Raw genomic sequence first — 19702 nt, forward strand, 5'->3', positions numbered from 1 at the left:
CCCTAGAATTGCCCGGCCTCATCCACCTCTACGTCGGGAACTCGCCGCTGTGCCGCGTCGCATCATCAGAGCGCTGAATGCGCTCAGTGTCTGTGCCTTTAGCTTGACCTTGAGCGGCTGTATCGGAACCTGGGGCATTGCCCCGCAAAGCAAGACGCTGCAAGCCAATACCCTGACCCCCGACGCGGCGATCACCGAAGCCGCGCGCGATGCCCATTGGCCCGACCAGCAATGGTGGCGCGCCTATGGCGATCCGCAACTGGACCGCTGGATCACCCTGGCGATGAACGGCAGCCCGACCATCGCCATGGCCGCGGCGCGGGTGCGCGAGGCCAAGGCCATGGCCGGCGTGGTCGAGTCGGCGGAAAAACTCCAGGTCAACGGCGACGCCAGCCTGAAACGCCACAACTGGCCGGAAGACCAGTTCTACGGCCCGGGCGCGCTGTCCGGCGCCAACACCTGGGACAACAACGCCGCCCTCGGTTTCAGCTACGCCCTCGACCTCTGGGGACGCGAGCGCAATGCCAGCGAGCAGGCCGTGGACATGGCGCACATGAGCGTGGCCCAGGCCCGTCAGGCCCAGCTCGAACTGCAGAACAACGTGGTGCGGGTCTACATCCAGCTTTCCCTGCACTTTGCCCAGCGCGATGTGATCAAGGCCGAACTGGCCCAGCAGGAACAGATCCTGGCCCTGGCCGAGCGGCGCCTGGCCGGCGGCATCGGCACGCATTTCGAAGTCAGCCAGGCGCAGACGCCGCTGCCGGAAACCCACCGCCAGCTCGACGCCCTCAATGAAGAAATCGCCCTGGCCCGCAACCAGTTGGCGGCCCTGGCCGGCAAGGGACCGGGGGAGGGCGCGCAATTGCAACGTCCGCAACTGTCCCTCGCCGCGCCGCTGAAACTGCCGTCGGCACTGCCGGCGGAACTGGTTGGCCAGCGTCCCGACGTGGTCGCCAGCCGTTGGCAGGTCGCGGCCCAGGCCCGTGGCATCGACGTTGCCCATGCCGGTTTCTTTCCCAATGTCGACCTGATCGGCGGCCTCGGCTTTATGGCCACCGGCGGCGGCCCGCTGGAATTCCTCACCGGGCGCAAATTCAACTACAACGTCGGCCCGGCCATCAGCCTGCCGATCTTCGATGGCGGTCGCCTGCGCTCGCAGCTCGGCGTGGCCTCGGCCGGCTATGACATCGCCGTGGCGCGCTACAACCAGACCGTGGTGGAAGCGCTCAGGGGCATTTCCGACCAGCTCATTCGCCGCGAGTCGATGAAGGAGCAGGCGCACTTCGCCGCCGAATCCGTGGCGTCGGCGCAGAAGACCTACGACATCGCCATGATCGCTTTCCAGCGCGGCCTGACCGATTACCTCAACGTGCTCAACGCCCAGACCCTGCTGTTCAAACAGCAGATGATCCAGCAGCAGGTCCAGGCCGCGCGCCTGAGCGCCCATGCCGGGCTGGTCACGGCGTTGGGCGGCGGCCTGGGCGCTGGCGCCGATGTGCCCGAGCCCGGCAAACAGGACGCGCCCCCGACACCCCGCACCCTGGCGATCTTCGACAAAGCCGACCACGCAGAATGAACGCCCTGACCCTGCCGTTCCGTTGGCTGGCCTCGCTTGAGTGGCGCCGCGGATTCTTCCACTGGGCGCGCACCGACGGCGTGACCTGGGTGTACATCTTCAAGGTGCTGGTCGCCGCGTTCGCCACCCTCTGGCTGGCGATGCGCCTGGAACTGCCGCAGCCGCGCACGGCGATGATCACCGTGTTCATCGTCATGCAGCCGCAGAGCGGGCACGTGTTCGCCAAGAGCTTCTACCGGGTGCTCGGCACCCTCGCCGGCTCGGCGATGATGGTGGCGCTGATCGCGATCTTTCCGCAGAACACCGAGCTGTTTCTGCCCAGCCTGGCGCTGTGGGTCGGCCTCTGCTCGGCGGGCGCGATGCGCTACCGCACCTTCCGCGCCTACGGCTTCGTCCTGGCCGGCTACACCGCGGCGATGATCGGCTTGCCGATCCTCGACCAGCCGCAGCAAGCCTTCATGGCGGCGGTCTGGCGGGTACTGGAAATCGGCCTGGGGATCTTCATCTCGACCCTGGTCAGCGCCGCGATCCTGCCGCAATCGGCCAGTGCCGCGATGCGCAACGCCTTGTATCAGCGCTTCGGCGTGTTCGCCGGCGTGGTGGTGGAAGGGCTGCGTGGCGACAGCCAGCGTGATCGCCTGGAAAGCAGCAACGTGCGTTTTATCGCCGAAGCGGTTGGCCTGGAAAGCCTGCGCAGCGTGACCACCTTCGAAGACCCGCACATGCGCCGGCGCAGTGGCCGGCTGGTGCGCATGAACAGCGAGTTCATGGCCATCACCACGCGCTACAACGCCCTGCACCAGTTGCTCGAACGCCTGCGTCTGCGTGGACCGTTGCAGATCGTCAGCGCCATCGAACCGGGCCTGAAGACCCTCGCCGAGCTGCTCGACCCCTATGTCGGCCGCGCCCTGACCGATGCCGACGCCCTGCGCCTGACCCTCGAACTGGCCGCGTACAAGGAAGGCCTGCCGGCCCAGGTGCGCAGCTTGCGCGCGGCCTTCGAAGAAACCGGGCCGAGCGAAACCGAACTGCTGGATTTCCACACCGCCTACGAGCTGCTTTATCGCTTCGTCGACGACATGCACAGCTACGCCGAGACCCACGCTTCGCTGGCCGCGCACAACCACGAACGCGAGCAGTGGGACGAGCCCTATGTGGCGCAGACCAACTGGCTGGTGTCGGCCGCCGCCGGGGTGCGCGCGGCGGCGGTGCTGTTGCTGCTCGGCAGCTATTGGCTGCTCAGCAACTGGCCCAGCGGCGGCATGATGACCCTGATCGCGACCGTCACCGTGGGCCTCTCGGCGGCGTCGCCAAACCCCAAGCGCATGTCGTTCCAGATGGCGTGCGGCACGCTGTTCGGCGCCTTCGTCGGCTTCTTCGAAACCTTCTTCGTGTTTCCCTGGATCGACGGTTTCCCGCTGCTGTGCATGGTGTTGGCGCCGGTCTTCGTGCTCGGCGCCTTCCTCGCCTCGCGCCCGGCCTACGCGGGCTACGGCATCGGCCTGCTGGTGTTCTTCGCCATCGGCTCGGTGCCGAACAACCTGACGGTGTACAACCCCTACACCTACATCAACGACTACATCGGCATGATCATCGGCATGCTGGTCTGCGCGGCGGCGGGCGCGATCATCCTGCCGCCCAACAGCCGCTGGCTGTGGAGCCGCCTGGAGCAGGACCTGCGCGAACAAGTGCTGTTCGCCATCACCGGGCGCCTGCGCGGGCTTGGTTCCGGTTTCGAAAGCCGCACCCGCGACCTGCTGCACCAGGCCTATGGCCTGGCGGTGGGCCAGCCGCTGGTGCAGAGCCGCTTGCTGCGCTGGATGTTCGTGGTGCTGGAAGTCGGCCACGCCATCATCGAACTGCGCAAGGAGCAGGCGATCCTGCCGGTGCATCCGAGCTACGCCGAATCGCAGCCATGGCGCCAGGCGATCCGGGTCATGGGCCGGGCGCTGGCGCGCCTGTTCCTGCAACCGACGGCGAGCAACCACGAGCGTGCGCTGATCGCCGTGGATCACGCCATCAGCCGCGTGCAGGCCACCGACGAACCCTTCGCCCGCCACTTCGATACTTCCGCGCTGCGCCGGGTGCAAAGCTACCTGCACTTCATCCGAACCTCCCTGCTCGACCCCCAATCGCCGCTGGCCGAACTCGGCCCGTCGCAAGGACTGCCCCATGCTCCGTGAAATCGCCTTCCATGGCCTTTACATGCCGACTGTGACCCTGATGTTCCTGTTCGCCGCCGGCCTGGCCTGGGGGCTGGACCGCTTCATCGCGAGCGTCGATGGCTACCGTTTTTTCTGGCACCCGTCGCTGCTGCGCCTGTGCCTGTTCATCTGCCTGTTCGGCGCCATGGCGCTGACCGTTTACCGTTGAGAGTCCGTCGATGAAGAAGTTTTTCAGCCTGATCGCCACCTTGCTCGTGCTGGTTGCCGCCGTGGCGATCGGCCGGCAACTCTGGGTGAGCTACATGACCACGCCCTGGACCCGCGACGGCCGGGTGCGCGCCGACATCATCAACGTCGCCGCCGACGTGCCCGGCTACGTGGTGGACGTACCGGTGAAGGACAACCAGTGGGTGAAAAAGGGCGATGTGCTGCTGCGGATCGACCCCGAGCACTACGAAGTTGCGGTGCGCCAGGCCGAGGCGCTGGTGGCCTCGCGCAAGGCCACCTGGGACATGCGCAAGGTCAACGCCAGCCGCCGCGCCGACATGGACAACCTGGTGATCTCCAGGGAAAACCGCGACGACGCCAGCAACATCGCCAACGCCGCCCAGGCCGACTACCAACAGGCCCAGGCGCAACTGGCGGCTGCGCAACTGGACCTCAAGCGCACTACCATCCTCGCCACCGTCGACGGCTACGTCACCAACCTCAACGTCCACCGCGGCGACTACGCCCGCACCGGCGAAGCGAAAATGGCGGTGGTCGACAGCAACTCGTTCTGGGTCTACGGCTTCTTCGAAGAAACCAAACTGCCCCATGTGAAAGTGGGCGCCGAAGCCGAGTTGCAGATGATGAGCGGCGAAGTGCTCAAGGGCCATGTGGAGAGCATCTCCCGCGGCATCTACGACCGCGACAACCCCGAGAGCCGCGAACTGATCGCCGACGTCAACCCGACCTTCAACTGGGTGCGCCTGGCGCAGCGGGTGCCGGTGCGGATTCATATCGATGAAGTGCCGGAGGGCTTTTTGTTGGCGGCGGGGACGACGTGTACGGTGGTGGTGAAGCCCTGATCGAGGGCCTGAGGGCACTGATGAAACCTGTGGGAGCCGGCTTGCCGGCGATGCGCCGCGCCGGCGGCGCCCGATCTCAAGAGCGCTGAAGATCCATCGACAGCCCGCTTACCCCGCCACCCCAACCAACACCGGACACCCCACCCGATCAATCACCTTCCCGCTCACCGACGGGTCCAGCAACCTCCCAAGCCGCGACAGATGCCGGTGGCCCATGATGATCAGCTCGCACTCCAGTGCCTTCGCCTGGTCGACGATCGCCTCCACCGGCTCGGCGGCAATCACACGGCCATCGCAAGAAAATCCGCTGTCGCGCAAGGCCGCCACGGCGTCTTTCACCGCTCGCTCAGCCAAGTGTTGTTCGTCGCAGGCGGCGGGGTATTCCTCTTCTTCGCCGCGGGTGTAGGCGGCGGGTTGGTCGTGCACGGCGAAGGTGGCGTCGATCGCCAGCAGTACTTGCAGGTGATGCTGTTCCGGTCGGCAGTAGCGGCGGGCGAGGTCGAGCAGGCTGGCGCAGGCGGGGGAGGCGTCGATGGCGATCAGTACCGGGCTGGGCATGCGGGTTCCTTGGCAGGGGTGGAGACGGGGCATTTTCGACCTGTTTCGGCGCCCGGATAAATGGCCCGGCGTGCACTGGATCATTGCGCCTGGCGCAATCCGCAGAGCTGCTAAGATCGCGTTTCCATCACGTCACCCACGGAGCCCGGCCATGCAACTCCCGGACATGAACCTGCTTGTCGCCCTCGATGCCTTGCTCGACGAGGGCAGTGTGGTCGGCGCGGCCCAGCGCATGAACCTGAGTCCGGCGGCCATGAGCCGGACCCTGAGCCGGATTCGCGAAGCGCTCGGTGATCCGATCCTGGTCCGCGCCGGTCGCGGCCTGGTGCCGACGCCGCGGGCGCTGGCGTTGCAGGAGCAGGTGCGGGTGCTGGTGGAGCAGGCCGGGCAGGTGTTCCGTGGCGGCGACGAGGTGGACCTGCCGAACCTCGACCGAGCCTTCAATATCCGCACCAACGACCTGTTCATCGCGCTCTATGGCGCGCAGTTGCTGCGCAAGATGCACGAGCAGGCGCCGCGCACGGTGCTGCGCTTCGTCCCGGAAACCGGCGGCGATGACGACACGGTGCTGCGCGACGGGCGCACCGACCTGATCATCAGTTCGACCATCGACCTCGGCCCGGAGATCAAGGTGCAGAGTCTGTTCCATACCGTCTATGTCGGCCTGGTGCGCCGCGATCACCCGATCTTCGACAGTGAGATCACGCCGGAGAGCTTTGCGGCTTATCCACAAATCAGCGTGTCGCGGCGCGGGCGGGCCAACGGGCCGATCGATGTCGAGCTGGCCAACTTCAAGGTGCAGCGGCGGGTGGCGTTGATCACGCCGAGTTTCCATTCGGCGATGTTCTCGCTGCCGGCGTCGGACCTGATCCTGCCGATGCCGGCCAATATCCTCAACAGCGTCGCCCGGCTCGGCCTGCCGCTGCGCTCGTTCGAGATTCCGCTGCCGATGGAACGGGTCACGGTGATGCAGGCCTGGCACCCGCGTTTCCACAACGATCCGGCGCACCGCTGGCTGCGCCAGACCCTGAAAACCTGCTGCAGCGTCGACCCTTGAACCGTCGATTGCGTTTGGTGCAACTGTAAACTGCCGAGAAGTCAGTTTTCGTAAGCATTCAGTGTTTCTAGACTCGCTCCAGTCAATTTGTTGCTGGAGATTTCTACTGATGACGTCCCTCACCGCGCCCCTTGCCGCGCCTGCCGCTGCCCCGGCGGCGGCCGCTCCCGCGCAACAGGCGTTTGGCCTGCGGGTGGTGGTCGGGCTGTTTGGCGTGCTGCTGGCGGTGCTCTGCGCCGGGCTCAACGAGATGGTCACCAAGATCTCGCTGGCCGATATTCGCGGCGCCATGGGCATCGGCGCCGACGAGGGTGCCTGGCTGGTGGCGGTCTATGCCGCCGCGTCGGTGTCGGCCATGGCGTTCTCGCCGTGGCTGGCGGCGACCTTTTCCCTGCGCCGCTTCACCCTCAGCGCGGTCGGCCTGTTCGCCGTGCTCGGGTTGGTGCAGCCCTATGCGCCGGACCTGCACAGCCTGATGGTGCTGCGAATACTCCAGGGCCTGGCCTCCGGCGCGCTGCCGCCGATGCTGATGAGCGTGGCGCTGCGTTTCCTGCCGCCAGGCATCAAGGTCTACGGCCTGGCCTGCTACGCCCTGACCGCCACCTTCGGCCCCAACCTGGGCACGCCGCTGGCCGGTTTGTGGACCGAGTACGTCAGCTGGCAGTGGTCGTTCTGGCAGATCATCCTGCCCTCGGCGCTGGCGATGTTCTGCGTCGGCTGGGGCTTGCCGCAGGATCCGCTGCGCCTGGAGCGCTTCCGCCAACTGGACTGGCGCGGCGTGCTGCTGGGCCTGCCGGCGATCAGTTCGCTGGTGCTCGGCTTGAGCCTGGGTGACCGCTGGGGCTGGTTCGATTCGACGCTGATTTGCTGGCTGCTGGGCGGCGGCCTGCTGTTGCTGGTGCTGTTCATGTTCAACGAATGGTCCGAGCCGCTGCCGTTCTTCCAGTTGCGCATGCTCGGCCGGCGCAACCTCAGCTTCGCCCTGGTGACCCTGGCCGGCGTGCTGGTGGTGCTGTCGGCGGTGATCAGCATTCCGTCCGCATACCTGGCGCAGATCCAGGGCTACAGACCGGCCCAGACCAGCCCGCTGATGTTGCTGGTGGCGATGCCGCAACTGATCTCGCTGCCGCTGGTGGCGGCGCTGTGCAATATCCGCGCGGTGGACTGCCGCTGGGTGCTGGCGGTGGGCCTGGGGATGTTGGCGCTGAGCTGCTTCGGTGGCACCCAACTGACCTCGGAATGGATTCGCGACAACTTCTATCTGCTGCAACTGCTGCAGGTATTTGGCCAGCCGATGGCGGTGCTGCCGCTGCTGATGCTTGCGACCAATGGCATGAGCCCGCAGGAAGGGCCGTTCGCTTCGGCCTGGTTCAACACGGTCAAGGGGCTTTCGGCGGTGGTTGCCGGGGGTCTGCTGGATGCCCTCGGCACCGTGCGCCGGCATTTCCATTCCACCCACCTCACCGACAGCCTGGGCAACGCGCCCTTGCTCGACGACAGCGCCGCCAACCTGGCCCGGCGCATCCATGAACAGGCGCTGGTGCTGGCTTCGGCCGACCTTTATCTGTTCGTGGCGTGCATTGCCGTGGCGCTGATTTGCCTGATTCCTTTCGTGCCTGTCCGGGTCTATCCACCGCGTGCGGTGGCCTGAGCCTGGAAGAATTAGAGACTTGCCGACATGACCAACACACGCAAAAACATCCTTATTGGCTCGGTGCTCGCCATTGCCGTCCTCGCCGCCATCGGCGGTCCGCACCTGCTGGGCAGCGACCACCGCCAGCGCACCAACGATGCCTACGTCAGCGCCGACTACACCGTGGTCGCGCCGAAGGTGGCGGGCTTTATCAAAGAAGTGCGGGTGGAAGACAACCAGCAAGTCAGCGCCGGGCAATTGCTGGCGACCCTCGACGACCGCGATTACCAGGCCGCGCTGGACGCCGCCCAGGCCCAGTTGCTGGTGGCCCGTGCGCAAAGCGCCGACGCCCGCGCGACGCTTGAGCGGCAGGCCGCGCTGATTGCCCAGGCCGACGCCGCGCTCAAGGCCGCGCAGGCCGAGACGGCCTTCGCCAATCATGAAGTGACCCGCTACAGCCGCCTCGCCGAGCAGGGCGCCGGCACGGTGCAGAACGCGCAGCAGGCGCGCAGTCGGGTCGACCAGGCCAGCGCCCGCCAGGCCAACGCCCAGGCCGCGCTGCTGGCAACGCGCAAACAGGTGGACATCCTCGACGCCCAGGTCGCCAGTGCCGACGGCCAGCTCAAGCGCGCCGAAGCCGGGGTCGAAAAAGCCAACCTGGACCTGTCCTACACCCGCATTGTCGCGCCGGTGGACGGCATGGTCGGCGAGCGCGCGCTGCGCGTCGGTGCCTACGTCAATCCCGGCGCACGGCTGCTGTCGGTGGTGCCGCTGAGCCAGGCCTACGTGATCGGCAACTTCCAGGAAACCCAACTGACCCACGTGCAGCCCGGCCAGCCGGTGAGCATCAGCGTCGATACGTTCTCCGGCGAAACCCTGCGCGGCCATGTGCAGAGCATCGCCCCGGCGACCGGCGTGACCTTCGCCGCGGTCAAACCGGATAACGCCACCGGCAACTTCACCAAGGTGGTCCAGCGGATTCCGGTGAAGATCGTCTTCGACGCCGAGCAGCCGCTGCTGGAGCGTCTGCGCGTGGGCATGTCGGTGGAAGCCACCATCGATACCCAGGGCGACACCCTCGGTGGCAAGGAGGTCAGCGCGCGATGAACGCCGTCTTTCGTGTGAGCCCGCTGCTGCTCGGCCTGGTGCTGGCCGGCTGCACCCTCGGCCCGGATTTCCAGCGCCCCGACAGCCAGGCGCCGCAGGCTTGGGCGCCGTTGCAGGGCGACGCCGCGGCGAGTCAGCCGCAGGCCGAACTGCTGGAACTGCGCTGGTGGGAAAGTTTTCATGACGCCCGTCTCAGCGCGCTGATCCAGCGGGTCGCCGACAACAACCTCGACCTGCGCATGGCCAGCGCCCGGCTTCTGCAAAGCCGTGCCCTGCGCAGCAGCATCGCCGCGGACCAAAGCCCTTCGGTGGATCTGAACGCCGGCTATAGCCGCGCCCGCAACAGCGCCGAAGGCCTCAGCGACCCGTCCGGCAATTCCGGCAAGGCCGCCTACAACCTGTGGCAGGGCGACCTGGTGGCGGGTTGGGAACTCGACCTCTGGGGCCGGGTGCGGCGTCAGGTGGAAGCCGCCGACGCCACGGTGCAAGTCGCCGAAAACGATCGTCGCGGTGTGCTGCTGGCGCTACTGGCGGAAACTGCCGGCGACTACATCCAGTTGCGCGCCGTGCAGCACACCCTGGCGGTGACCCGCAACAACCTGGATGTGGCCCGGCACAGCCTGAAGCTGTCCCGCGATCGCCAGGACCAGGGCGTCGCCACTCGCCTCGACGTCGCCCAGGCCAGCGCCCAGGTGGCGTCCATCGAGGCGCGCCTGCCGAGTCTGGAAGCGCGTCAGGCCGACCTGATCAACGCCCTCAGCCTGCTCGCCGCCGAGCCGCCGCGCAGCCTGCAAAACGAATTGCTGGAAGCCACCGAACTGCCGGCGCCGCAACAACGCTTCGCCATCGGCGTGCCCTCGGAACTGGCCGAGCGTCGCCCGGATATCCGCCAGGCCGAGGCTCGGCTGCATGCTGCCACCGCCAGCATTGGCGTGGCCAAGGCGGACTTCTATCCGAGCATCCGCCTGTCTGGAAACCTCGGTTTCCAGGCGCTGCAACTGAGCGATTTCGGTGCCTGGGATTCGCGCCGGTTCGCCATCGGTCCGCAGCTTTCCCTGCCGATTTTCGAGGGCGGGCGGTTGCAGGGCACCCTCGAATTGCGCGAGGCCCAGCAACAGGAAGCGGCGCTGAACTACCGCAAGGTGGTGCTCAGCGCCTGGCACGAAATCGACGATGTGCTACGCCTGTACAACGCCAGTCAATTGCGCCGCGACCACTTGGCAGAAGCCGTGCGGCAAAACCGCATCGCCCTGGAAACCGCCCAGCGCCAGTACGTCGAAGGCGCGGTGGACTTCCTCAATGTGCTCAGCGTGCAAGGGGCGTTGCTGGCCAGCGAAGAACAATGGATCGACAGCTCGGCGGCGGTGTCACAGGCCCTGGTGGGTTTGTACAAGGCGCTGGGTGGCGGCTGGCAGGCGTTTGATGTTGCCAGTAACTGAAGATTGATAACGGTAGGAGCGAGCTCGAATGCATATTTCCCTGAACGGTAAACGCGCCATCGTCAGCGGTTCCACCGCCGGTATTGGCCTGGCCATCGTGATCGGCCTGGCCGAGGCGGGCGCCGAAGTGGTGCTCAACGGCCGCACTCAGGCGCGGGTGGACCAGGCCCTCAAGCAGGTTCGCGAACGGGTGCCGGCGGCGCGGATCATCGGCGTCGCCGCCGACCTGGGCACGGTCGAAGGCGCTCGGGTGCTGTTCGAGCAAGTGCCGCAGACCGACATTCTGGTCAACAACCTGGGCATCTTCGAACCCAAAGGCTTTTTCGAGATCAGCGACGACGACTGGCAACGCTTCTTCGACGTCAACGTCATGAGCGCGGTGCGCCTGTCGCGGCACTACGCGCCGGGGATGGCCGAGCGCAACTGGGGGCGGGTGCTGTTCCTGTCCAGCGAGTCGGCGCTGGAGATTCCCACCGAAATGGTTCATTACGGCACCACCAAGACCGCGCTGCTGGCGATTTCCCGCGGGCTGGCGGAAACCCTGGCTGGCACCGGAGTGACGGTCAACGCCGTGTTGCCGGGGCCGACCCGTTCGGAAGGCGTGGGTGATTTCTTCGCTGAAATGGCGAAAGAGCAGGGCGTGTCGGTGCAGGAAATGGAAGCCAACTTCATCGCCGAACACCGGCCCGGCTCGATCATCCAGCGCCTGGCGACGGTGGAAGAAGTGGCGAATCTGGTGGTGTACCTGTCGTCGCGGCAGGCCAGTGCGACTACCGGAGCGGCGATGCGGGTGGATGGTGGGGTGGTGCGGGCGATTGCTTGATTCAGGCCTCATCGCGGGTAAGCAAAAAGCTTCATGCCTCCACGAACGGTGGGAGCGGATGAATCCGCTCCCACCGTACGAGGCGATCTGACGTCTTGTGCTTGCCAGCGATGAAGCCAGTAGCCCCCCTACAAATCCCGATCCAGCCCAAATTTCTTCTTCAACACCTTATCCAGCAACCGCGTCGGCAACCAACTCGCCAGCCACGGCAACGCCCGACTCCCATTCCCCAACCGCACCAGCGGCGGTGTCTGGTTTTGCTGCGCCGCCTTGAGCAATCCCTTGGCGAATTCCGTGGCCGGGGTCGGCTTGTCCTGCGAGGCCCGCGCCCGTGCCCGGATGCTTTCACGCATCGGCCACCACGCCGATTCCGGTTTCAGCAGTTGCTCGGCCTCATGCCCGGCGTTGCTGGCGAAGCTGGACTGAATCGCCCCCGGTTGCACTTCCATCACCCGGATGCCGAAGGGCGACAACTCAAGCCGCAGCGCATCGCTCAACGCATGCACCGCCGCCTTCGACGCGCAGTAAGCGCCGGCGAACGGCGTCACCAACACGCCGGACACGCTGCCGATATTCACCACCAGCCCACGGTTGCGACGCAGCAAGCCGAACAGCGAACGGGTCACCCCGACCACGGCAAACACATTGGTCTCGAACTGCCGGCGCATCGCCTCGACGCCGCCGTCCAGCAGCGGGCCCATGGCGCCGTAGCCGGCGTTGTTGATCAGCACGTCGAGGCCGCCGTGGGCGTAGTCGATTTCTTCGCTCAGGTGTTGCAGCGCCTGTGGGTCGTTCACATCCAGTTGGCGGGCGCGAAAACCGGCAGACGCCAGCGCCGCGACATCCTCGGCCTTGCGCGCCGTGGCCCAGACCTCGTAGCCCGCCTGTTTGAACGTGTCGGCCAGGGCACGGCCGATACCACTGGAGCAACCGGTGATGAGAGCGATGGGCATGAGGCGGTCCTTCGGCGTGGGGAAGAAACGCCGATCATACGGGATGTGCCATCACGCCGGGATGACTGTGTCGGTCCGCGGTCAACGGCCAACGCAGTTCTTGAACAGCACCCGCCAGCCACTCGCCTTTCGGGTGCTGACCGCCGTGGGCCGTGTGGGGGGTGGCACGGCTACCCGGTTATTTCGGCGCTGCACGAGAGGCTTCGCGGGGGGCAGGGCCGCCAGCACTCTACGCTGCTCAACCTCACTCGGACTGATGCCCTGGTCATGGGCCTCGAAGAGGAGGTTGATGCCGTGGGTATCGGCGTAGGTCTGCCGGACGCGCTCCCATAGCCCGGAGTCCTTCAGGTAGCCGATCACCTTTTCATGACCTCCCTTGAGTGTATTCACCAGATCGACGTACTCCTCGGGCGAAGCGACCGAAAGCCTGACCGCCGAATCGAAGTCGCTGGATTGCTTGATGGGTTCGTAACGGACATTGCGCGCCCCTGGTGCCAGTTGGCCAAGCAGGGCCTCGACCGTGGCGGCGTTCGCCAGCGGTTTGTAATGGCCGGAGTGGTTGTCGAAGACGACGCCGCCATCGTTCCCGCTGCGGATTCGCCCGGCAAACAGCGGCAATCCCATCCCCGGCTGAATCCCCATGTGGCGCATGAAGGTGTTGACGAACAGGCGCGGGAGGTTATCCCGGTCCTGGAAGATCGCGATGGCGCTGCCTTCATCGCTCATCGACCAGTCCGGCGTGGCATTCATGGCCTGCATGCCCCGTGAATACACCGAGCGGGTGGTTTGGAAGGCCCTGCTGGCTGCGTCCCAGCGCAGCTCTTCGAACCAGCCGCTGCCAATGTCGGCGCCTTCAAGGGCATCAGCAATCAGAATATCCGCCGGAACCTTCTGCGTTCCCTGCTCATCCCGGTAGCTCAGCGGGTTGTTGCCGACCATCCGGTAGAGGTTGAGCCCGTCACCGTAGCCGGCAGGGTCGGGATTGATCCAGCGCATCAGCCACGGAGCGTAGTAACGCAGGCCGTAGTAGTAGAGCCCCGAAGCCTCACGTTCCTTGCCCGAGTAACGGCGGCGCTTGCACCCGGCGTTGTCCGCCGTGCGCGCGGCCCAGCAAGCGGTGGCGCCAAACGGGTAATAGACCTCATGTGTGAGCAACGCGACGGCTGCATCCAGTTCCAGGCAACTGGAGCCCAGGTGATCGCGCAACTGATAGCGGCACTGGTTGTTTTCGATACCGGGCGGCGGCGCCTTCGGCCAATGCAGGACTTGCACCCGGGCGCGTCCGGCCGTGCAAAGCACCACGCGCAGGACATCGTCGTCGCTGCCGTTGCGGTGCAGTTCCAGTCCCGGCAGATAACGCACCTCGGACCGCACGACACGGCCGCCGACCACCTGTTGTCGCACTTTGCGCAGGCGCCTGCCGCTGCCGTCCTGGATATAGCGTTCGTAGTCGCTCGCCGCGTCCTTGCGGCTGACGATGCTGAGCTGTTCGAGCTGGTTGCGCGGGTTCCACAGCAGTGTTTGCCCCGGCTGCAACTGGAGCAGGTTGCCGTTGGCATCGAATGCGCTATCGATAGAGATGGCGCCGGTGGGCGCCTCGGTCACGGCGCGATTGCTGTCGGTCGCGACGTTCAGGGTCTGGGTGAATTGCCGAGCGCCGAAATGCCGTAGCTCGGTCAGGTTGCCGGCTGCGTCATAGCGGTAGGTCTGCCGGTAGTTGAGCAGGCGGGCGGGGTCGATGGGCGCGGGTTGCAGGTCCGGCAGATGCGGCCCGTGGTCGGCGTTGTCCTGCTCCCAGCCGCTGGCTTCGATCAGTTGATACAGGCTGTCGTAGCGATAGCGGTTGACCGGTTCGATACGCTGGTTACGAAAGTACCGGACCGGCAGGGCGCGGTCTTCGATGGCGACGAGATTGCCCACTGCGTCATGACTGTAATGCAGGTCCTGAAGTAACGGCCCCGAGGGCCTGCTGCTGCGCAGTGTGAGCAGCCTGCCGTTCGCCGGATCATGGCCGGCGCGGCTGACCACCCCATTGCCTGCCGTTTCGCAGGTGACCTGCCCGAGCGCGTTGTAGTCAATGGCGCTGATCAGTTGGCGGGTCTGTCCCGTCGCGGCATTGAACAGCGCGACCGCCTTTTGCAGCCCGGCGAGGTCGTGGGTGAACAGGTGGCGGTTGCCGACCGCGTCGCTGCATTGAATCGGCTGACCTACGGCATTGAACTGGCTGGCGGAGCTGAAACCCGTGTCCTCCAGCAACAGGTCGCGGGCAGCGACGTCCTCAGGCCAGTCCGGGTGATCGAGCGAAATCAGAAAGTGCCGACGCTGCAGGCTCACGCCGCCGCCAAGCGCGTAGCCGACAACGTGCTCACTGCCTGCGGGATCGTCATGCCGCAGCAGCCGGCCACACTGGTTGTGGCTAGCGAATGCCGGGTCTGCACCGGCGTAGTCGAAGCGCTCGACCACGGCGTCGGCACCCTGCGCAGATGCTTGGGCGACCTCGATGATGCGCAGCAGGCCATCGTGGACGAAGCGCGTCGAGGTTCCTCGGCCGTCCCATGTCCGCTGCGTGATGCCCGCGTCAGTGTGCAGTTGCAGCTTCCAGCCGGCGTCCACGCTGTCGCTCAGTAGCTGCTGGCCCGAGAGGCTGGACACACAGGTCAGGTTGACCTTGTCTGGCCCCAGGCGCGGATCGCCCGTGCGCCATGGGTGCCCGGCCGGGGTCCACGACTGATGGCTGATCCTCGCTTCGGCGGTGTTCTCGCTGTCGTCGCGGCAATACGCCACGGTGCGCACATTCAGGCCGCGGGGATCAATCACCGCCAGCGTCGGGGTATGGCGGTGCGGTGTGCGGGTAGGGAGCATGGACGGCAATTCCGGCGGGCTCAGTCGGTCAATAGAGTCTGTGCAGTTCCTTTTTGATTCTTTCGATGTTGTTGGTGCTGATGGTTTGTGGTTTGCCGCTGCTCGGCAGCAGCACCTGGGAGAGCAGGGGATTGATCTGCCAGTCCATGATGATTCGCGCCAGTTTCTGTTTTCGATCGGAGGGTTCACGGTGGTCGACGGTGAAATCGTAGAAGACGAACTGCGGCATGGACTGCGCCAGTGCCTGGATTCTGGGTTGCAGGTTGACGTAGGGCGGGCAACTGGATGAGCCGATAAGGATGATTCCCGGTCGGTCACGTTCGTCGGACTCCAGGATCCCGGCGAGTGATTCTGTTCCGTTCAGGTGACAGATGCTCATGGGCAGCCTCCTGCGGGGGCTGGCTTATGAAGGCTTCATTTAACGCGCTGATGGCATTTTGCGGTACTGGCAAAAATGCTAGTTGGCGAAGGTTCCCTGCAGGCGTTCGGCGCGGAATTCCAGGGTTTGCGGGCGATAGCCCGGACGCAGCGGCGGCAGGGGCAGGCAGTCGCTCCAGTTGGCGCCGGCCTGGAGTTCGCCGGGGCCGCGGTAGCGGGGCGCGGCGTAGGTGTTTTCGGCGAGATTGACGCTGTCACCCGGCGCATAGGCCGCGACCCGCCAGTGCAGTTCCACCAGTGGCACGTCGTTGCCGTTGTTCATCTGCACCCGCAGCGGGCGCCCGGCGGGGCACTCTTGTGGCGCGTAGTCCAGGCGCAGTTCCAGCCGTGCCAGTTGGCGGGCCTCGCGGTTATCCAGCCAGACCACCCAGGCGCCGACCATCACCAGCCCGAGCAGCGCCGCCAGCGAGACCGGCAGCGCCTTGGCCGGGTAGCGCAGCAGCAGGACCAGCCAGGTAAGGATGAGCAGGATGCCGATGATCATGACGAGTACCGAGACGGAGGGGTTCCTTGATCCTAGCGGCAAGGTGGGCGGGCTGTCATGTTTGTCACGAGGCCTGACCCGCCGCGCCGCGGGTTAGCAGACCGAGCCACGAGAAACCCCGGCAGGACCGTTTGAACTGTAGGAGCGAGCTTGCTCGCGAAGGGCGCAACGCAATGAAACCGTGCCCCGAAGGGCACGGCCCGGCACCTCTTTACTGCGCGATCGTCTTGATCGACACCCCGCGCTCGATCGGCGTCGAGCGGCCGTAGATGTCTTCGAAGCGCTCGATATCGTCCTCGCCCAGGTAACTGCCGGACTGCACTTCGATGATTTCCAGCGGGATCTTGCCGGGGTTGCGCAGGCGGTGGATGGAGGCGATCGGGATGTAGGTGGACTGGTTTTCGGTGAGCAGGAACACGTTTTCGTCACAGGTCACCTCGGCGGTGCCGGTGACCACGATCCAGTGTTCGGCGCGGTGGTGGTGCATCTGCAGCGACAGGCTGGCGCCCGGCTTGACGGTGATGTGCTTGACCTGGAAGCGCCCGCCCATGTCCACCGAGTCGTAGGACCCCCACGGTCGGTAGACCTCGCAGTGGGTCTGGGTCTCGCTGCGGCCTTGGGCGTCGAGGGTGTTGACCATTTGCTTGACGCCCTGAACCTTGTCCTTGTGGGCGATCATCATGGCGTCCTTGGTTTCGACCACGACGATGTTTTCCAGGCCGATCACCGACACCAGTTTGCCGTTGCCGTGGATCATGCAGTTGTGGCTGTCCTGCACCACTACGTCGCCCTTGGTGACGTTGCCGTTGTCGTCCTTCGGGTGCACGTCCCACAACGATGACCAGCAGCCGACATCGCTCCAGCCGGCGGACAGCGGCACGACGCAGGCGCGCTGGGTTTTTTCCATCACCGCGTAGTCGATGGAGTTGTCCGGGCAGCAGGCGAAGGTGGCTTCGTCGATGCTCAGGCTGTCGCCGTCTTCCTGGCTGCGTTCGAGGGTCAGCAGGCAGGTGTCGTAGATGTCCGGGTCGTGCTTTTTCAGCTCTTCGAGGAAGCGGCTGGCGCGGAACAGGAACATGCCGCTGTTCCAGAAGTAACCGCCGGCCTGGACGAATTCGCGGGCGCGTTTTTCATCGGGTTTTTCCACGAACTGCGCGACCCGGCTGACGCCCTCCGGCAGCAGCGCATCCTGGCTGGAACGGATGTAGCCGTAACCGGTTTCCGGTTTGGTCGCGGGGATGCCGAACAGCACCATCTCGCCGCGTTCGGCGGCCACGGTGGCCAGGGCGAGGGCGCGTTGCAGGGCTTTCTGGTCGTCGATCACGTGGTCGGCGGGCAGCACCAGCATCAACTCGTCGCGGCCTTCATTGATCAGCTTCATCGCACTGAGCGCCACCGCCGGCGCGGTGTTGCGGCCGAAGGGTTCCATGAGGATGGCCTGGGTCTCCAGGCTCAGGCTGCTCAGTTGCTCGTTGACGATGAAGCGGTGGTCTTTGTTGCAGACCACGATGGGCGTGTCCATGCCGTCGAACACCAGCCGCGACAGGGTCTGCTGGAACAGCGTGTGTTCGCCGGTGAGGGCCAGGAACTGCTTGGGAAATTGCTTGCGCGACAGCGGCCACAGGCGCGAACCGTTACCACCGGACAGGATGACTGGAATCATGGTTGTTCTCCGAATCGTTCAATAAAGGGCAGTGGAATTAACGGGTCGAGACCGGGCGCTTGACCCAGACCGGGGACAGCTCGTTGCCGGAACCGGTGACGTAGAGCACGGCGGCTTCACCGCGCTCCAGGGCGACCGGTTTGACGTCGCTGACTTTTTTGTCGCCTTCGTACAGCGCCAGGCTGACCTTGACCGGGTTGATCTCGCGTTCGCCGCGGCTGCTGGCGGCCACCGGCTTGACCACTTCGGTCTTGCCGTCGGCGGTCTTCAGGGTCAGGGCCTGGTCACTCAGGTTCTGCACCCGCACCAGGGATTTCTGCTTGTTGCGAAACGGCGGTTCTTCCACCAGTTGCGGCTTGCCGTTGGCGTGGTTGACCAGGGTGTAGTAGTGGTCGGCGGCCAGTTTCACCGGCAGGTTGGCGCTGCCGATTTTTGCGCTGTAGTCGCCTTGCGGCATGAAGCTGAAGTCGCTGCTGGCCAGCGCCCCGACCTGGTTGATCGGGGTGTTGCCGACGCTGGCGGCGACCGGCTGGCTGGAGGCGTTGTACAGGCGCACGAAGGTCGAGCCTTTCGGTGCGCTCGGGCCGTAGAGCGCGGCGTCACCACCGGCCCAGGCTTGCAGCGAGGCGAGGGTGAGGCCGGCAGCGAGGGCGCAGGCTTTGGCGATACGGTGCTTGGAAGTGTGCAAGGTCATGTGCGTTTCCTCTTCAGTGTTCCGTCCGATGGGACGACAGGGCCAGCTCTTGATGGGTATTACGGGTTTTTTTCAGTTGCGCGATCCAGTGCGGATCGAAGCCGCTGAGATCGTTCTTGATGGGCAGATAACGCTCGGGAAATTCCCAGACCACGACTTGTGGCGGGCTGTTTTTGAATTCATCGCTTTGCAGGTACTTGAGCATCGGCAGGACCGGGCCGTGGCCGTCCTCGGCGTAGTTGGCGACATCGCTGCGCAGCGCTTGCTGCAAGGCGCCGAGGAAGTTCCAGTTGGGGTTGGCGCTGTAGCTGGTGCCGACCAGCGCCACCGGAATCTGCTTGTCGGCGAACAGGGCGTCGTCGCCGCCGCTGCCTTCTTCGGTGGCGCGGGTGCTGCGTTTCTGCAGTTGGTCCGGCTTGGGCAGGAGGTTGCTGAACAGCGGGTCCAGCGGCAGGAAGTTGGTCAGGTCGCCTTTGTATGGCGTCTGTTGCTGGTGCTCGGTGACGAAGGTCTGCGGCTCGCCGTTGAGCAGGGTCTGCCGGGCCACGGCCTCGGCCAGTTGCCGGGCGGCGACTTCCGCGCCCATCGGCGTCCAGTGGCTGTCGGTGCGCAGGAACACCTGGCCGCGGGCCTTGGCCGCTTGCAGCGGGCCGAACAGGTCCGGGGCGAAGATGTTGGCCTGGCGGGCCTGGGCGTGGAAGGCGTTGTAGAGGTCCGCGTGAAGGCTGGCCGGGGCCTGCTCGCCGATGTACTCGGGATAGACCCGCGCCTTGGCCGGGACGATCGCCAGTACCAGTTCCACACCGTGCTCGCGCAGGGTGTCGCGCACGCCGCGCAGCAGGGCGAGGTTCTCGGCCTGGGTCTGTTCGGCGTTAACCGCCGGCTTGAATTCCTCGTCGCTGAACAGCCACTGGTCGCGACCCAGGACCACGCCGGGACGGCCTTCGTTGAACAGCTTGAAGTCCAGCGCCGCCCACAGGTTGGTGCCGATGCGCTTGAGCGGGAACTGCTCGTCGTAGTGGGTCTCGGCGGCCTTGGCCAGCTTGCCGTCGAGCAGGCTCATCTGCGCCGTGCGCTGGAACCCGCCGAGCCCGCCGAGGGACCACAGGCCCAGCGCCGTCAACAGGGCGAGGAACAGCAGGGAGTAGAGGATGCGTAATGATCGGGTCATGGTCGGCTC

17 protein-coding genes are annotated in these 19702 nt (G+C 65.6%); 9 read left to right on the forward strand and 8 right to left on the reverse strand.

All coding sequences use genetic code 11. From position 1 onward, the window contains the following. Positions 1-49: 49 nt before the first annotated feature. Genes CKW37_RS05270 through CKW37_RS05285 form a run of 4 tightly spaced genes read left to right on the forward strand, consistent with a single transcriptional unit; the run spans position 50 to position 4811 of the window. Positions 50-1576 (forward strand): efflux transporter outer membrane subunit, encoded by a 1527-nt coding sequence (locus CKW37_RS05270; protein ID WP_095154526.1) that lies wholly within the window; start codon positions 50-52, stop codon positions 1574-1576. Then, positions 1573-3759 carry an FUSC family protein gene (locus CKW37_RS05275; protein WP_095154528.1) on the forward strand — a complete coding sequence of 729 codons (2187 nt, stop codon included), beginning with the start codon at positions 1573-1575 and terminating at the stop codon, positions 3757-3759. The genes CKW37_RS05270 and CKW37_RS05275 overlap by 4 nt, the downstream gene beginning before the upstream one ends. Continuing rightward, positions 3749-3949, forward strand: a complete 201-nt coding sequence (locus tag CKW37_RS05280; RefSeq protein ID WP_095154530.1) for a DUF1656 domain-containing protein — start codon at positions 3749-3751, stop codon at positions 3947-3949. Before CKW37_RS05275 ends, CKW37_RS05280 begins: the two co-directional genes overlap by 11 nt. Positions 3950-3959: 10 nt before the next feature. Then, a complete protein-coding gene (locus tag CKW37_RS05285) occupies positions 3960-4811 on the forward strand; it encodes an HlyD family secretion protein (RefSeq protein ID WP_095154532.1) in 852 nt (283 codons plus the stop codon). A gap of 108 nt (positions 4812-4919) precedes the next feature. Here CKW37_RS05285 and CKW37_RS05290 read toward each other — a convergent pair whose 3' ends face one another. Then, positions 4920-5369, reverse strand: coding sequence for a universal stress protein (locus CKW37_RS05290; RefSeq protein ID WP_095154534.1), 450 nt, complete (start codon positions 5367-5369; stop codon positions 4920-4922). A 151-nt stretch (positions 5370-5520) separates the two neighbouring features. Here CKW37_RS05290 and CKW37_RS05295 point away from each other — a divergent pair, with 151 nt between their 5' ends. From CKW37_RS05295 to CKW37_RS05315, 5 genes are all read left to right on the forward strand, one after another. Then, positions 5521-6426, forward strand: a complete 906-nt coding sequence (locus CKW37_RS05295) for a LysR family transcriptional regulator (RefSeq protein WP_095154536.1) — start codon at positions 5521-5523, stop codon at positions 6424-6426. A 109-nt stretch (positions 6427-6535) separates the two neighbouring features. After that, complete coding sequence (locus CKW37_RS05300) at positions 6536-8077, forward strand: MFS transporter (RefSeq protein WP_095154538.1); 1542 nt, start codon at positions 6536-6538, stop codon at positions 8075-8077. Positions 8078-8104: 27 nt separating this feature from the next. After that, positions 8105-9166, forward strand: a complete 1062-nt coding sequence (locus CKW37_RS05305; RefSeq protein WP_095154540.1) for an HlyD family secretion protein — start codon at positions 8105-8107, stop codon at positions 9164-9166. After that, positions 9163-10605 (forward strand): efflux transporter outer membrane subunit, encoded by a 1443-nt coding sequence (locus CKW37_RS05310; RefSeq protein WP_095154542.1) that lies wholly within the window; start codon positions 9163-9165, stop codon positions 10603-10605. The genes CKW37_RS05305 and CKW37_RS05310 overlap by 4 nt, the downstream gene beginning before the upstream one ends. 28 nt (positions 10606-10633) lie before the next feature. After that, positions 10634-11428 (forward strand): SDR family NAD(P)-dependent oxidoreductase, encoded by a 795-nt coding sequence (locus CKW37_RS05315; protein ID WP_095154544.1) that lies wholly within the window; start codon positions 10634-10636, stop codon positions 11426-11428. Positions 11429-11556: 128 nt separating this feature from the next. Here CKW37_RS05315 and CKW37_RS05320 read toward each other — a convergent pair whose 3' ends face one another. The 7 genes from CKW37_RS05320 to CKW37_RS05350 all read right to left on the reverse strand — a co-directional run bounded on the left by CKW37_RS05320 (position 11557) and on the right by CKW37_RS05350 (position 19693). Then, a complete protein-coding gene (locus tag CKW37_RS05320; RefSeq protein ID WP_095154546.1) occupies positions 11557-12381 on the reverse strand; it encodes an SDR family oxidoreductase in 825 nt (274 codons plus the stop codon). 81 nt (positions 12382-12462) lie between these two features. Further along, positions 12463-15243: an RHS repeat-associated core domain-containing protein gene (locus CKW37_RS05325; protein ID WP_095154548.1), complete on the reverse strand. Its 2781-nt coding sequence runs from the start codon at positions 15241-15243 to the stop codon at positions 12463-12465. Positions 15244-15271: 28 nt separating this feature from the next. Beyond that, a complete protein-coding gene (locus CKW37_RS05330) occupies positions 15272-15622 on the reverse strand; it encodes a hypothetical protein (RefSeq protein ID WP_095154550.1) in 351 nt (116 codons plus the stop codon). A 78-nt stretch (positions 15623-15700) separates the two neighbouring features. After that, positions 15701-16165, reverse strand: a complete 465-nt coding sequence (locus CKW37_RS05335) for a multidrug transporter (protein ID WP_095154552.1) — start codon at positions 16163-16165, stop codon at positions 15701-15703. A gap of 211 nt (positions 16166-16376) precedes the next feature. Then, positions 16377-17828 (reverse strand): mannose-1-phosphate guanylyltransferase/mannose-6-phosphate isomerase, encoded by a 1452-nt coding sequence (locus CKW37_RS05340; protein WP_095154554.1) that lies wholly within the window; start codon positions 17826-17828, stop codon positions 16377-16379. A 37-nt stretch (positions 17829-17865) separates the two neighbouring features. Next, positions 17866-18522, reverse strand: a complete 657-nt coding sequence (locus CKW37_RS05345; RefSeq protein ID WP_095154556.1) for an alginate O-acetyltransferase AlgF — start codon at positions 18520-18522, stop codon at positions 17866-17868. 13 nt (positions 18523-18535) lie between these two features. Then, positions 18536-19693 carry an alginate O-acetyltransferase gene (locus CKW37_RS05350; protein ID WP_095154558.1) on the reverse strand — a complete coding sequence of 386 codons (1158 nt, stop codon included), beginning with the start codon at positions 19691-19693 and terminating at the stop codon, positions 18536-18538. Positions 19694-19702: the final 9 nt, after the last annotated feature.

Source organism: Pseudomonas sp. Irchel 3E13 (genome assembly GCF_900187455.1).
In the GTDB taxonomy this organism is placed as follows: domain Bacteria; phylum Pseudomonadota; class Gammaproteobacteria; order Pseudomonadales; family Pseudomonadaceae; genus Aquipseudomonas.

Coding starts and splice junctions, on each gene's coding strand:
- CKW37_RS05285 (WP_095154532.1), top strand. CDS start 3,960: ATGAAGAAGTTTTTCAGCCTGATCGCCACCTTGCTCGTGCTGGTTGCC.
- CKW37_RS05295 (WP_095154536.1), top strand. CDS start 5,521: ATGCAACTCCCGGACATGAACCTGCTTGTCGCCCTCGATGCCTTGCTC.
- CKW37_RS05275 (WP_095154528.1), top strand. CDS start 1,573: ATGAACGCCCTGACCCTGCCGTTCCGTTGGCTGGCCTCGCTTGAGTGG.
- CKW37_RS05340 (WP_095154554.1), bottom strand. CDS start 17,828: ATGATTCCAGTCATCCTGTCCGGTGGTAACGGTTCGCGCCTGTGGCCG.
- CKW37_RS05345 (WP_095154556.1), bottom strand. CDS start 18,522: ATGACCTTGCACACTTCCAAGCACCGTATCGCCAAAGCCTGCGCCCTC.
- CKW37_RS05315 (WP_095154544.1), top strand. CDS start 10,634: ATGCATATTTCCCTGAACGGTAAACGCGCCATCGTCAGCGGTTCCACC.
- CKW37_RS05320 (WP_095154546.1), bottom strand. CDS start 12,381: ATGCCCATCGCTCTCATCACCGGTTGCTCCAGTGGTATCGGCCGTGCC.
- CKW37_RS05280 (WP_095154530.1), top strand. CDS start 3,749: ATGCTCCGTGAAATCGCCTTCCATGGCCTTTACATGCCGACTGTGACC.
- CKW37_RS05310 (WP_095154542.1), top strand. CDS start 9,163: ATGAACGCCGTCTTTCGTGTGAGCCCGCTGCTGCTCGGCCTGGTGCTG.
- CKW37_RS05330 (WP_095154550.1), bottom strand. CDS start 15,622: ATGAGCATCTGTCACCTGAACGGAACAGAATCACTCGCCGGGATCCTG.
- CKW37_RS05300 (WP_095154538.1), top strand. CDS start 6,536: ATGACGTCCCTCACCGCGCCCCTTGCCGCGCCTGCCGCTGCCCCGGCG.
- CKW37_RS05350 (WP_095154558.1), bottom strand. CDS start 19,693: ATGACCCGATCATTACGCATCCTCTACTCCCTGCTGTTCCTCGCCCTG.
- CKW37_RS05305 (WP_095154540.1), top strand. CDS start 8,105: ATGACCAACACACGCAAAAACATCCTTATTGGCTCGGTGCTCGCCATT.
- CKW37_RS05335 (WP_095154552.1), bottom strand. CDS start 16,165: ATGATCATCGGCATCCTGCTCATCCTTACCTGGCTGGTCCTGCTGCTG.
- CKW37_RS05290 (WP_095154534.1), bottom strand. CDS start 5,369: ATGCCCAGCCCGGTACTGATCGCCATCGACGCCTCCCCCGCCTGCGCC.
- CKW37_RS05325 (WP_095154548.1), bottom strand. CDS start 15,243: ATGCTCCCTACCCGCACACCGCACCGCCATACCCCGACGCTGGCGGTG.